Below are 12,632 nucleotides of genomic sequence, written 5' to 3' on the forward strand. Positions count from 1 at the left end.
TCGCCAGGGGGGCTCGGGGACGCCTTGTCGCGGGGAAGCGGAGAACGGCCCGTCCTCCGCGGCGCCAAGTATACCGCCCCGCGGCCGCTCTGTCAACGCGCTTGATCCGCCGAAGGCAAACTGGTATCCTCTCCGTCCAGGAAACACGGCTATGGGACCATGCTGGATGCGAGCGGGAGTCTCGGCTGCCCTCGGCGTCGCCCTCGCGGCGGCATCCGTTCGGGCCGGCAGCGCGCGCGAGGACCTTCTTGCCCTGCGCGCGGGCCTGGCGGCCCAACGCACCCTGGACCGCGCGCCCGGCTGGGCGGCCCAGGTGAGCTTCGCCCTCGCCCACAAGGACGACCCGGCGCTGGCCGCCGAGGTGCTCTACGACGTGGCCCTCTCGCAGCGCGAGGCCGACCGCTCGACCGTGGCCAGGACCCTCGAGCAACTGCTCGAGGCCTTCCCCAACGCGGAGCCCTGGGCGGGCCTGGCCACGTACGAGCTGGCCCGGGCCTACGCCGAGCGCTCCTCCACCCAGCCCAAAGCCGTGGAACTCTACGAGCGGTTCCTCAAGCTGCCCACGGCCGACCCCGTGCGGCGGGCCGAGGCCTCCATCGCCCTCGCGCGGCTGTACCAGGCGACGTCGAAGCCGGCCCTCGCCCTGGCCGCGTATCGGGCCTTCGTCGAGCAGTTCCCCGACCGGCCGCGCCTGTGCGCCGAGGCCCTCGCCTCGAGCGGGCTGGCCCTCATCGAGCTCAAGCAGCCCAAGGAGGCCCTCCCCCTCTGCGAGCGCCTCGCCAAGGAGTACCCCTGGGAGGGCGAGGCGCGCCGCGGCCTCTTGCTGGCCATCGCCCAGGCCCTCCGCACCGCCGAGGACACCGAGAACGCCGTCCTCGCCTATGAGAGGCTGCTCCAGGAGCTGCCCCGCGCCGACGCGCGGCGCTCCCAGGCCTACATGGGGCTGGCCATGCTCTACATCCAGAAGGGCGAGAGCCAGAAGGCGGCCGACATCTACCGCCGCCTGGCCGCCGACCGCACGCTGGGCGCCGCCTACCGGGCGTCGGCCTATCGCCAGCTCTTCGACCTCCAACGCCGCGTGGGCGAGCAGGCCGGCGTCATCCGCCTCGCCTACGACATCATCGCCGCCCAGCCCAGCGGCATCATCCAGTCGGGCAACGTCCTGGGCGAACTCGTGGACGCCTTCGTGGGCGAGGGGCGGGTGGACGAGGCCCTGGCCATGGCCAAGGCCCAGTGCCGTCTGGCCTACCTCACCGCCGCCACTCACGGCTATGCCGCGGGCGGTGGCGGCTGGGCGGCGGTCTCGCAGGACGCCATCTTCGCCGTCGTGCGCGCCCTGAAGGCCAAGGAGGGCAGCCTGTTGCCCGCCAACCGCTTCATCGCCTTCGTCGAGCACGGGCCCGAGGGGCCCGACGGCAAGCTCGGCACGGCCGACGACCTCCAGGACCCCACGGCCGCCTGTCGGCTGCCCGCCGACGCCGAACGCGACAAGGTCTTCGCCGCCGCCGCCCAGCGGTTCATCAGCGACCCCTACGAGCTGGGCTTCCTCTACCTGTGCTGGGACAAGCCGGCCGACGCCCTCCGCGCCTTCCGCCGGCACTACCTGGAGTCCGGCGAGGCCACGAAGCTCCAGCGCGCCGCCGTGCTCGTGGCCCAGGCCCTCCGCGCCATCGGCTGCCCCGAGGCCGACGTGGACGCGTTCTTCGACTACCAGACCTATGGCCCCAATGGCAAGGACGGCAAGCCGAACACCCCCGACGACCTGAAGGACCCGATCCTGGCTCTACCGAAATGAGACGCCTTTTCCCCATCCTGCTCGTGGCGGCCTCGCTGGCCCGCCCGCTCGCGGCGGCCGACTCGCCCGACCCCCTGGCCGAGGCGGGCGCCGCCGCCTATAAGCGCCAGTATCTCGCCGCCATCGCCAAGGCCGCCACGGTGGCCTCCGAACCCAAGGAGACCCCCGAGCGGCGCGGCAAGGCCTTCGAGCTGATCGCCCAGAGCTATCTCGAGGCAGGCTCCGCCTCCCTCGCCATTGCCGCCTACCACCAGGCCCTCGTGGCCCTCGGGCGCGACGACCCCAACGCCCTGCCCGCCTGGTGGCGCATCGCCGAGATCCACATCGCACGGCAGGAGCTTCACCAGGCCATCACCCACCTCGAGAAGGCCACGGCCGAGCTCGACCTGGCCAAGCTGCCGCCCGAGGCCCGCGTGAAGCTGCTCGCCACGCTGGCCGCCTGCCGCGAACAGGCGGGCCAGGCGCCCGCCGCCCTGGCCACGTACGAGCGGCTCTTCGCCCTGGCCCAGCCGGGCGATGCCCTGGGCGCCACCGTGGCCCGGGCCGCCCGCCTCTACGCCGAAACGCACCGCTTCGACAAGGCCATGGCCTGCCTCGAACGCCTCTACGGCAAGCTCGAGAGCGAGACCGTGATCGCCGAGGCGGCCAAGGCCTACCAGGAACTCGCCCAGAAGCTGCCCGCCGCCGGCCGCACCGAGGAGGCCGACGCCCTGGACCGCAAGATCCTCTCGCTCTTCGTGCGCAAGGAGCCCTCGACCGCGCGGGCGGCCCTGCTGCGCCTGATCGGCGGCGAGGACGACGCGGCCGCGCTCAAGCTCGCCGCCACCCTCCAGGAGAACGAACTCCGCCTGCTCGCGCACGACGAGGTGCTGGCCATCCTCACCCCCGCGGCCCTGCGCCTCGACCGCTGCGACGAGCTGGCGCGCCTGCTCACCCGCGCCATCCTGGCCGAGCCCTTCGACGAGACCGTGCCCTACGCCTGCTCGAAGGCCATCGTCGAGCTGCGCCTGCGCCAGGGCCGCCCCGACGACGCCGTGGCCGCCGCCTACGTGGCCTATGCCACCTGCGGCTTCGCCAGCTACGTGAGCCCCCAGAGCTTCGGGCGCGCGGTGGACCTCGTGGCCGACACCCTGCGGGCGCGCGACGGCCACCTCGTCTCCGGCAACGCCTTCCGCCTCTACCAGGTCCACGGGCCCGCCGGCCCCGACAAGAAGCCCGGCACGCCCGACGACCTGCCGAACCCGCTCGCGGCCCTGGCCCCCCAGGCCGACCCCGAGCTCGACAAGCTCCTCGAGGCCGCCCTCGCGGCGCGGCCCGCCTCCGTGGCCGGCCACCGCGCCCGCGGCTGGGCCTACCTCGTCTGGGGCAAGCCGAAGCAGGCGCTCGCGGAGTTCAAGCGCGCCTTCGCCCTCTGCCCGCTCGAGACCACCGAGCTCACCCGCGCCGCGCAGGATATCGCCCTCGGCCTCAAGGCGCTCCACGCCACCCCCGTGGGCATGGAAGCCTTCGCCGAGTTCCAGCGCTACGGCCCCAACGGGCCCGACGGCAAGCCGAAAACCGCTGACGACCTCACCGATCCCCTGGCGGGCCTCTGACGGCCATCTTCGGCGAGGAGACCGCCCATTCGCACCTGGCTGCCGGCCACCTGCACCCTTCTGTGGATCGCGGCGCACGCCGCGCGCGCCGACGTGGCGACCGACCTGGGCGCCGCCGAAGCCGCTCTGGCGCGCCGCGACCCCGGCGCCGCCGAGGCGGCGTTCCGCAGGGCCTTCGAGGCCGCCGACGCCACGGCCGAGCAGCGCGCCCGCGCCCTCGACGGGCTGGTGGCCGCCGCGATCGAGGGCGGGCGCGCGGGGGCGCTGGCCGCCGACCTCGAGCAGCGGCGAGCCGCCGCGCCCAGGGACCAGCAGGCCGCGCTCCTCGCCGCCCTGGTGCGCACCTGCAAGGCGCGCGACGGCCACTTCCACGCCATCCTGCCCGCGCTCGAGAAGGACACCCAGACGGCCGCTCCCGCGGCCCGGCGCCTGCTCCAGGAGGTCCAGGCCGGCACCGCGCAGATGGAGCGCAGCGTGAAGCGCCTCGGCGCCGAGCTCGCCCTCGCCGCCGAGCAGCAGGCCCGCGAGGCGGCGCGGCCCAAGGGCCTCTCGCGCCTCACACGGCCCGCCGCGGTCCCCGGCGTCGGCCAGCCCAGCCGCCCCGACTATGCGGTGCAGGCGCAGGCGTACGCGCCCCCGCCGCGCCAACGCCTCCGGGTGCCGGCCGAGCTGCCGCGCGTGCCCCTGCCCCAGGTGCCGCGCGCCCGCCTCGACGCGCCCCAGGCCGTCACCAAGCCGCCGGCCTGGCCGCGGCCCACCTCGGCGCGTCTGGCCGCCGCCTTCTTCACCCAGGCCTACCAGAAGGCCACCGAGCTGGCCGGCGAGGGCCTCGTCGAGAGCGCCAAGGCCGAGTACGCCACCCTCATGCAGCTCTTCCCCGACACCCCGCAGGCCCAGCAGGCCGCCCGCTACGCCCTGGGCCTCTTCCAGCGCGAGCGCATCCTCGCCCAGGGCGGCGACCCCCTGGGCGCGTACCTCCAGTGGATCCGCGCCGTCCTCGGGCCCAAAGGCTCCGACTACGCCGAGCACCTGGGCTTCCGCAGCCTGGCCGGCGACGCCGACCCCGCCGTCCTGGCCCGGGAGGCCGAGGAGTTCGTGAAGCGCTACCCGGACTCGAAGTATGGCCCGGGCGTGCGGCTCCAGCTCGCGGTGGCGCTGGACCGCACGGGCGCCACGCCGCGCGCCATCGAGGTGCTCCAGCCGCTGGTGAGCCCGATAGACGACGAGCCGCGCGTGCGGGCCGCGCGCATTCTCGCCTGGCTCTACCTGTTCCAGGGCGAGGCGGCCGCCGCGCGCGGCGTGCTCGAGGCCCTCGCCGCCCAGACCACCGACCCCGACGCCGCCGCCGAGGCGCGGCGCACGCTCGCGGCCCTCGCCGCCAATCCCCTGCCCAAGCTCACGATCGCCGAGGTCGTGGGCGCCGGCGACCCCGACGAGGTCTTCTCGGCCCGCCTCCTCGACCTCGCCGACCAGTGCCTCCAGAGGAACGACGGCGAGCGCGCCGTGGACCTCTACGAGCTCTACCTGCGCGTCGCGCGCGAGTCCCAGGGCTTCCGCGCCGTGCGCGACCGCATCCAGCGCATCAAGCGCACCGGGAGGGCCGACGAGGAATGAACGCCCGAGTGCGGACGGCGGGTCGCGGCTGGCGGGTTTGCGCGGCGGCGTTGTGCCTGCTTGCGGCGGGCGGGCTCGGCGCGGCGGAGGCCCCTGCCCCCGAGAAGAAGGGGCCCGAGCCCACGCCCGCGGCGCGCGCGATGGCCGCCCTCGAAGAGCGTCTGGCCGCGCTGCGCAAGGAAGGCACAGGGTTCGCGCTGCGCGGCCGGTACGAGGCCCTGCTCACCGACGCCTCGGCCGCGGCCGAGGCCCACGCCGCCGACCCCGCGGCGGCGGCGGCGCACCTCGTCGTCGCCCGCTGCTGCGAGGCCCTCGGCAAGCACCCCGAGAAGGAGGCCGCCTTCGAGCGCTACATTGACGCCCTGATGGCAAGGTCGAGGGACGAGGCCGCCGCGGCCCTGCGCGCGGAGAGCGACGCCCTGGTGGCGCGCCGCGAGCTGTTCGCGGCCACCAAGCTGCTGCGCCTGATGCTCGCCAAGTTCCCCGACGGCCCCGAGGCCGCCTGGGCCCTCTATCGCCTGGGCACGTGCCATCTGCTCATGGACCGCTTCGAGGATGCGGCGGCGGCGTTCGGCGAGGTGCTGACACGCTGGCCCGAGGGCCCCGCGGCCACGCAGGCCCGCCTGCGCCTGGCCCGGGCCTACCTGGCCCAGGGCCGGCATGCGGAGGCGATCGCCATGCTGGAGGCCGGCCTGCCCAAAGAGGCCGACGCGCCGCTGCGCGACGCGCTGCTCTTCGACCTGGCGATGGCGCGCTACCTGTCGCGCGACTACTATGGGGCGCTCGTGGGCTTCCAGCGCCTCGTGCGCGAGGCGCCCAGTTCGCCCTATGCGCCCCTCGCGCGCGCCGGCGTCGCCAAGCTGCGCAGCGACCTCCTCAACCGCCTCAGCGCCAGCGAAAACAAGTGATGCCCAAGCACGCCATCCTCTCCGACGTCCACGCGAACCTCGAGGCCCTGCTGGCCATCTACCGCGACTTCGTGAAGCTCGAGGGCCTGCGCAGCGTGGTGTCGCTGGGCGACCTCGTGGGCTATGGCCCCAACCCCGCCGAGGTCGTCTCCGGCCTCCACTCTCTGACGAAGAAGGGCTACACGGTCCGCTACTGCCTGGGCAACCACGACGCCGCCGCGCTGGGCCGGTTCGAGTTCGTGGACCTGCGCGACTCCCACGACCTCGAGTTCCTCGCCACCCAGGCCGGCCTGAAGGACCGCGAGGCCATCGCCCGCCAGTATTTGGACCAGAAGCAGCGCCGGTACATCCCCGTCAGCACCAACGCCAAGGTCTCGATCGCGTGGACGCGCGAGCGGCTCACCGAGCCGTATCGCCAGTTCCTGCTCCAGCAGAGCCAGGACCACCTGTCGCTGGGCGCCGGCGTGCTGTGCGTGCACGCTTCGCCGCGCGACACGCTGTTCGAGTACGTTCTGGACGGTCGCCGTGCGCAGAAGGTGGTCGAGGCGCCCATGATGGCGGGCGTGCACGTGTGTTTCTTCGGGCACACGCACATTCCCGGCGTCTGGCAGTTGCCCGCGGACCAGCTCGTGCGCTTCGCGGGCAGGGCCATTTGCATGCAGCCGCCGCGGCTCGTGCCGGGCCCGCGCGTGCAGCTCAAGCCCGACGCGCTGATCAGCCTGGTCAATGTGGGCTCCGTGGGCCAGTCGCGCGACGGCGACGCCCGGGCCTGCTACGTCGTCTATGACGAGGAGGCGGAGACGGTGGAGTTCCGCCGCGTGCCCTACGACGTGGCGGCCACCCGCCAGAAGATCCTCGACAGCGGCCTGCCGGCCAGCCTGGCCGAGCGCCTGGGCGCGGCCGACGCCGAGCGCAGCGTCGCCGAGGCCGAGCGGGAGGAGTGAGCGCGGCGGCGCCTTGCAAGCTATCTCAGGTGTTTCAGGGTTCGGCGGTCTTGGCCCGACTGGCCCGGTGGGGTCTGTGGGCATGCTTGCTCTCTTGGGCCTGGCGGTTCCTCGGGGGCTCTGCCGAGCGCCTGGGGAGCGCAGCCTGCCCATGCTGTATCAACCCTGTGAGGAGGGAAGTGATACAGCATGGGCAGAAGGGCGAGGATTGGCGATTCTCGCGGCTCCGGCCATGCTCGCTCACCTGCGGGATGAACAAGCATGTGACGGGGAGTGGCTGGAGAACGTAAGGTATTGCTGCATAGATGGTTAGGGGGCAGCTCTCGCTGGCGCCGGCAACACGGTCCGCTCGATCCATTGCCCATGGGCGGGACGTCCCTGCCCCGCGTCCCCATTCCTCGCGGGGCTGAGACGCCTCGCCCACAATCCCCCGCGGCCCTGCACACGGCGTCGTTGCTTTTGCAGAGGTCACTGGGGCAGGGGCGGCAGGTCCGGCGTTGGCGTGGCCGGGCGGGTGGGCGGCGCGGTGAGCCGAGGCTTCCAGACGACCTCGCCCAGGCCCGTGACATCCGCCTTGTCTATGATCTGCTCCGCCAGATGCGCGTCGTCCACGTCGCCGAAGTAGTTTCCTGCCGCCTGCACGGTGAGGGTGGTGGCGATGTTGATGGCCAGCTTATGGCCCAGGATGGCGTTGCCGGTGATCGTGGGCGCGCTGCCCTCGCCGCAGAGGATGGCGACGCCGCCGTTGCCTTCGATCCAGTTGCCCTCGATCCGCGGCGAGGCGCTCTGGCGGCAGTCCACGCCGTACGGGCGGTTGCGGAGGATGAGGTTGCCCTGGATCACGCCGTCGCTCTTTTCGAGGATGATCGGGTGGTCGCCGTTGCCCTCGATGAGGTTGGCGGCGATGGTCGAGGCGGAGTCGAGCGAGCAGCGGATGCCGGGGCCGCGGTTGTCGCGGATGAGGTTGCCCTGGATGGCGGGCTGGGAGAAGCGGTTGCAGCGGATGCCGCAGCCGTGGTTGCCGGCGATCTCGTTGCCGCGGATGGCGGGGGACGAGAAGCTGTCGCAGGCGATGCCGTGGCCGGCGTTGTCGCGGATGCGGTTGCCTTCGATCGTGCCCTGGCTCTTGTCGGTCAGGCGGAGCCCGTCGGCGCCGTTCTTGAGGACGAGGCAGCCGCGGACGGCCACGTTGGCCCCCTCGGCCCGGAGGCCGGCGGCGTCGTTGTTCTCGATGCGGCAGAGGTCTTCGAGGCGGGGCGCGGCGCCGTCGGTGGCGTGGAGCCCGGCGGTGCCGTTGCGTGCGAGCACGCATCGGCGCAGGACGGGCGACGCGGCGGCGCAGGCCACGCCCACGCGCTGGTACTCGACGATGCAGTGTTCGAGGCGGCAGCGCTCGTCGTCGCTCGAGTCGGCGAAGAGGATGCCTTCGCCATCGAAGGGGGTGGGGTCGTTGGCGACGGCGCTCGTGAAGCGGATGGGGGCCTCGGGCGTGCCGGCCGCGAGGAGGGCGCCTTCCACCACGAGCCGCGCGCCGAGCAGGAACTGCACGGTGCAGCCGGCCTCGATGGTGAGCGTGGCGCCGCGCTTCACGGTGGTGGTGCCCGTGAGCACGAGGGGGCTCCGGGCCTTGGTCCAGGCGGTGTCGGCGGCGAGGTCGCCCTCGAGGTGGGCGCGGTTCTCTTTGCCGTCGGCCGCGGCCTTGAGAAACGCGGCGGCCCCTCGGGCGATGCCCTTGGCCGCCTCGGCCTCGGTGAGGCGCGCCAGCTCGTCGGTGCAGGCCTTCTGGAGCTCGGGCGCGTCGCGCCGGAGGCGCTCGGCCAGGCGGCGCGCGTCGGTGAGGCGCCCGGCCTGGCGGAGCGCGGCCGCCTGATGGTAGCGGATGGTGCTCCGCATGGCGTCGAGCTCGGGGAACCGCTTGACCATCTCCTCGCCCCAGGCCAGGAGGGCGGCGGGGTCGTTGCCGGCGGCGAGCTTCTGGGCGTGCCCCTCGACGGCCTTGCGCACGCCCTCGAGCGCGGCGGGCTTCTCGGGGTAGTCGCGCGCGGTCAGGGGGCTGAGGGTGGCGATGGCGCGCAGGTAGTCGCCGGCCTCGAGGTCGAGCAGGCCCAGCTCGAGGCGCGCCTTGAGCTGGAGCGCGGGCAGGTGCTCGTCGTTGCCGAGGACCTCCTGAAGGTCGCGGCGCGCAGCGGCGGGGTCGGTCTTGCCGAGGATCTTGGCGCGCTCGATGTGAGCGCGGGTGCGGCGCGGCCCGGCCTGCCCGGCGATGACGTCGTCGAGAAGCCGGATGGCGCCGGGCGCGTCGCCGCCCTTGGCGAGGAGCTCGGCGAGGATGAGGCGGGCCTCGAAGGCCTCGGGGCTGCTGGGGGCGGCGGCGATCAGCGCCCGCAGGCGCTGCGCCGCCTCGTCGGGCGCGTCCTTGAGCATCGCGCGCGCCTCGGCCAGCGTGCGCAGGCCCTCCACCGCCCCGTTGCCCTGCCGCAGCCTGTCCTCGAACTCCGGCGGCATCGGCATCCGTCCGGCGTCCTGGAGATAGAATCGGATGTAGACGCCGGCCGCGACGGCCAGGACGGCCAGGACGAGCAGGGACAGGATGGACCTCACGCGCTTGCCCACGAGATGCTCCTTGTGTTCACTTGCGATGGAACTGACGCTCCAACTCCCCCAGAGAGAAGACCAGCGCGGTCGGGCGCCCGTGGGGGCAGGTGTCGGCCCGGGGCCCCAGCGCGGCCCGGCGGGCCAGCAGAGCGGCCGCCTCGCTCGCGCGGAGCGGGTCGCCCGCTTTCACCGCGGCCTTGCAGGCGAGCGCGCAGGCGAGGCGTCGCCGGTGGCGCTCGACCGCCGAGACGCCGGGGCCGCCCTCCCCTTCGTCCTCGGCCATCTCGGCGAGCAGGTCGTGGACGAGGGTGCCCACGTCGAGGTCGCGCGTCAGCCGCGGCACGGCGCGCACGGTCAACGCGTCGCCGCCGAACAGCTCGGCCTCCAGCCCCAGGGCGCGCAGCGGCTCGAGCGCTCCGGCGGCGAGGGCCGCCTCGGCGGCGCTCAGCGGCACCACCTCGGGCATCAGGAGGCGCTGGGCCTCGACCTTCGCCTCGGCGCTCCGCTGCAACAGCTCCTCGTACAGCACGCGCTCGTGGAGCGCGTGCTGGTCGGTCACGCGGAAGCCCTCGGGCGTTTCCTCGACCAGGTACGTGCCGTGGAGCTGGAGGAAGGCGGGCGGCGCGTCGGGCGCGGCGAAGGGATCGGCCGGCGCCGGCACGGTGCGGGGCCGGGTGCGCGCGTCGTCGAGGTGCTCGGGGGCCGCGGCAAAGGGCAGCCGCGGCGTCACCGGCGGCGAGCGCAGGGCGAATTCCTCCGCGGCACGCGCGGGCGCCGACCGGCGCACGTGGTCCCAGGATGGCGGCACCGGCGCGCTCGGGCGCAGCGGCGGGGCCAGGTCGGCCGCGGCCAGCGCGGCCCGCAGGGCGCCCAGCACGCTCGCGAACACTCGCCGGCCCTGGCGGAAGCGCACCTCGATCTTCGTCGGGTGCACGTTGAAGTCGGCCTCGCGCGGGTCAATCTGAAGGAACAGGAAGAGGGCGGGGTAGCGCCCGCGCGGCAGCAGCCCCTCGTAGGCCTGGCGTATGGCGCTGGCGAGGGCCTTGTCGCGCACGTAGCGGCGGTTGAGGAAGAGGAACTGCATGCCGGTGGACGCCCGGGCGTGGTCGGGCGGAGCCGCGAGGCCCTCGATGGCGAGCGGCCCGTCGCCGCCCGACACGGGCAGCAGCGCCCCTGCCAGGTCGGCCCCCACGAACGCGGCGATCCGCTCGCGGCGGCTGTTCGTGGGCGGGGCGTTGAGCAGCGTCTTGCCGTCGTTCGACACGCGGAAGTGGATCTGCTCGTGGGGCAGGGCGATGCGGGTCACCATGTCCATCACGTGCCCGAGCTCGGTGCGGGCCGAGCGCAGGAACTTCTGCCGCGCGGGCGTGTTGTAGAAGAGGTTGCGCACCTCCACCGTGGTGCCCTGGGGCGCCCCGGCCGCCTTCGGCTCGGTGCGCTGGCCGCCGGCCACCTCGATCTCGGTGCCCGCCGCGGCGTCGCGCGGGCGCGACACCAGGCGCACCTGGGCCACCGAGCCGATGCTCGGCAGCGCCTCGCCGCGGAAGCCCAAGGTCGTGATGAAGAACAGGTCGTCCGACGTCCGCAGCTTGCTCGTGGCGTGCCGCCCGAAGCACTTCACCACGTCCTCGGCGTCCATCCCGCTGCCATCGTCGGTCACCCGCACCAGCTTGCGGCCGCCGTCCTCGAGCTGAACCTCGATGCGGGTGGCGCCCGCGTCAATGGCGTTCTCGACCAGTTCCTTGACCACGGAGGCCGGACGCTCGATCACCTCGCCGGCGGCGATCTTGTTGGCCACGAGATCGGGCAGTTCCCGGATCATGCCCACGCGGCAATCTCCTCCTGGAAGGGATTCGCCGCGGGCGGCCGCGGCGTGACTCTTTCGAGGAGCTGAACGTGCGGCGCAGGGTGTCGGGCCGGCCGCCTCAGCCCAGCTCGGCCGCGGGCCCGTCCCCCTGCACTACCTGGCCGATGACCGCGGCGCGTTCCCCCGCGCGGCGAATGCGCCGGACCGCGGCGTCGGCGTAGAACGGCGCGACGATCGCCACCATGCCCACGCCCAGGTTGAACGTGCGCCGCATCTCGTCGTCGCCCAGGCCCCCGAGCCGCTGCACCACGGCGAAGACGGGCTGGCTGGGCAGGGCGGCCCGGTCGAGGCGCGCCACGCAACGCCGCCCCATCGCGCGCTGGAGCCCGGGCAGCAGGCCGCCGTTGCCGACGTGGGCCAGACCGTGCACGACCCCCTTCACGCGGTAGCGTTCGAGCACGGCGCGGACGGCTTTCGCGTAGACCCGCGCGGGGCGCAGCAGCTCCTCGCGCAGGGGGCGCCGCAGCTCGAGCAGCACCTCGTCGAGCTGCGCCGGCCGCGCCCCCAGGAGCGTCTGGCGCACCCACGCGTCGCCGCTCCCGTGGAGCCCCGCCGACTCGATGCCCACCAACACATCGCCGGGCCGCACCTTCTGCGGCCCGTGGAGGAGGCGCTCGCGTTCCACCATGCCCACCACGAAGCCGGTCAGATCGTAGGGGCCGGGCGCGCAGGCGCCGGGGCGCACGTCAGTCATGCCGCCCAGCAGCGCGCAATCGGCCTGCCGGCAACCCGCGGCGATGCCGCGAAGGACCTGGAGCGCGACCGCGGGATCGGGCTCCCCCGTCGCCAGCCGGTGGACGAGGAACAGCGGCAGAGCGCCCCGCGCGAGCACTTCGTTCACGCAGGCCGCCGCGAGGCTCAGCCCCACGGACTCGTGTTCGGCCGGGTCCCGCGCGAGTTGCGGCTTCGGGCCCACGCCGCCGATGCCGGCCGCGAGCACCGGATTGCGGCAACGCCGGGCGAAGAGCCCCACCTGGCCCGGCATCGAGTAGAGGGCCGCCGCGCCCTCCTCGCCCTCGAGCACCGCCGGCCCGTAGGTCGAGCGGAACTGCCGCAGCACCTCCGCCTGGAACTGCTCTGCGCCGGCGCCACCGCCCTGCCCTGAACCCATCGCCGAGTCTCCCGCCAGGCCGCCGCTGCCCGGGGCGCTGCCCGCGCGCGTCCGCCGTCCGGCCCGAGTGTAACGCAACCGCGCCCCCTTGTCAACCACGGCTCCAGGGCGGGCGGGGGCAGGCCGCCAGGTTGACTTTGGCGCGCGCGGCTGCTAGAATCCCGGCGGCGTTTCGCCTTCCCGGCATCCGGAGGCGGCAGGGG

At 74.0% G+C, this 12,632-nt stretch carries 8 protein-coding genes; 5 read left to right on the plus strand and 3 right to left on the minus strand.

Going from position 1 to position 12,632, the window contains the following annotated elements; genetic code table 11:
* Positions 1–151: 151 nt before the first annotated feature.
* The 5 genes from PLE19_10665 to PLE19_10685 all read left to right on the plus strand — a co-directional run bounded on the left by PLE19_10665 (position 152) and on the right by PLE19_10685 (position 6,856).
* The gene (locus tag PLE19_10665; protein ID HPD15404.1) at positions 152–1,795 is read left to right on the plus strand and encodes a tetratricopeptide repeat protein; all 1,644 of its coding nucleotides are present in this window, start codon (positions 152–154) and stop codon (positions 1,793–1,795) included.
* Entirely contained in the window at positions 1,792–3,390 is a 1,599-nt protein-coding gene (locus PLE19_10670; GenBank protein ID HPD15405.1) for a tetratricopeptide repeat protein, read from the plus strand. The genes PLE19_10665 and PLE19_10670 overlap by 4 nt, the downstream gene beginning before the upstream one ends.
* A gap of 93 nt (positions 3,391–3,483) precedes the next feature.
* A complete protein-coding gene (locus PLE19_10675) occupies positions 3,484–5,004 on the plus strand; it encodes a hypothetical protein (protein ID HPD15406.1) in 1,521 nt (506 codons plus the stop codon).
* A complete protein-coding gene (locus PLE19_10680; protein ID HPD15407.1) occupies positions 5,001–5,912 on the plus strand; it encodes a tetratricopeptide repeat protein in 912 nt (303 codons plus the stop codon). Before PLE19_10675 ends, PLE19_10680 begins: the two co-directional genes overlap by 4 nt.
* Entirely contained in the window at positions 5,912–6,856 is a 945-nt protein-coding gene (locus PLE19_10685; GenBank protein HPD15408.1) for a metallophosphoesterase family protein, read from the plus strand. The genes PLE19_10680 and PLE19_10685 overlap by 1 nt, the downstream gene beginning before the upstream one ends.
* A 468-nt stretch (positions 6,857–7,324) precedes the next feature.
* On the opposite strand, the gene PLE19_10690 is transcribed toward PLE19_10685, so the two are convergent.
* The 3 genes from PLE19_10690 to purM all read right to left on the minus strand — a co-directional run bounded on the left by PLE19_10690 (position 7,325) and on the right by purM (position 12,429).
* Positions 7,325–9,469: a right-handed parallel beta-helix repeat-containing protein gene (locus PLE19_10690; protein ID HPD15409.1), complete on the minus strand. Its 2,145-nt coding sequence runs from the start codon at positions 9,467–9,469 to the stop codon at positions 7,325–7,327.
* A gap of 16 nt (positions 9,470–9,485) precedes the next feature.
* Complete coding sequence (mutL, locus tag PLE19_10695) at positions 9,486–11,273, minus strand: DNA mismatch repair endonuclease MutL (protein ID HPD15410.1); 1,788 nt, start codon at positions 11,271–11,273, stop codon at positions 9,486–9,488.
* Between the two features lie 103 nt (positions 11,274–11,376).
* Positions 11,377–12,429 carry a phosphoribosylformylglycinamidine cyclo-ligase gene (gene purM, locus PLE19_10700; GenBank protein ID HPD15411.1) on the minus strand — a complete coding sequence of 351 codons (1,053 nt, stop codon included), beginning with the start codon at positions 12,427–12,429 and terminating at the stop codon, positions 11,377–11,379.
* Positions 12,430–12,632: the final 203 nt, after the last annotated feature.

The organism is Planctomycetota bacterium (assembly GCA_035384565.1).
Taxonomy (GTDB): Bacteria; Planctomycetota; PUPC01; order DSUN01; family DSUN01; genus DAOOIT01.

Excerpts from the sequence above, each read along its gene's own strand:
- PLE19_10670 (HPD15405.1), top strand. The coding sequence starts at position 1,792 with ATGAGACGCCTTTTCCCCATCCTGCTCGTGGCGGCCTCGCTGGCCCGC.
- PLE19_10665 (HPD15404.1), top strand. The coding sequence starts at position 152 with ATGGGACCATGCTGGATGCGAGCGGGAGTCTCGGCTGCCCTCGGCGTC.
- mutL (HPD15410.1), bottom strand. The coding sequence starts at position 11,273 with ATGATCCGGGAACTGCCCGATCTCGTGGCCAACAAGATCGCCGCCGGC.
- purM (HPD15411.1), bottom strand. The coding sequence starts at position 12,429 with ATGGGTTCAGGGCAGGGCGGTGGCGCCGGCGCAGAGCAGTTCCAGGCG.
- PLE19_10680 (HPD15407.1), top strand. The coding sequence starts at position 5,001 with ATGAACGCCCGAGTGCGGACGGCGGGTCGCGGCTGGCGGGTTTGCGCG.
- PLE19_10685 (HPD15408.1), top strand. The coding sequence starts at position 5,912 with ATGCCCAAGCACGCCATCCTCTCCGACGTCCACGCGAACCTCGAGGCC.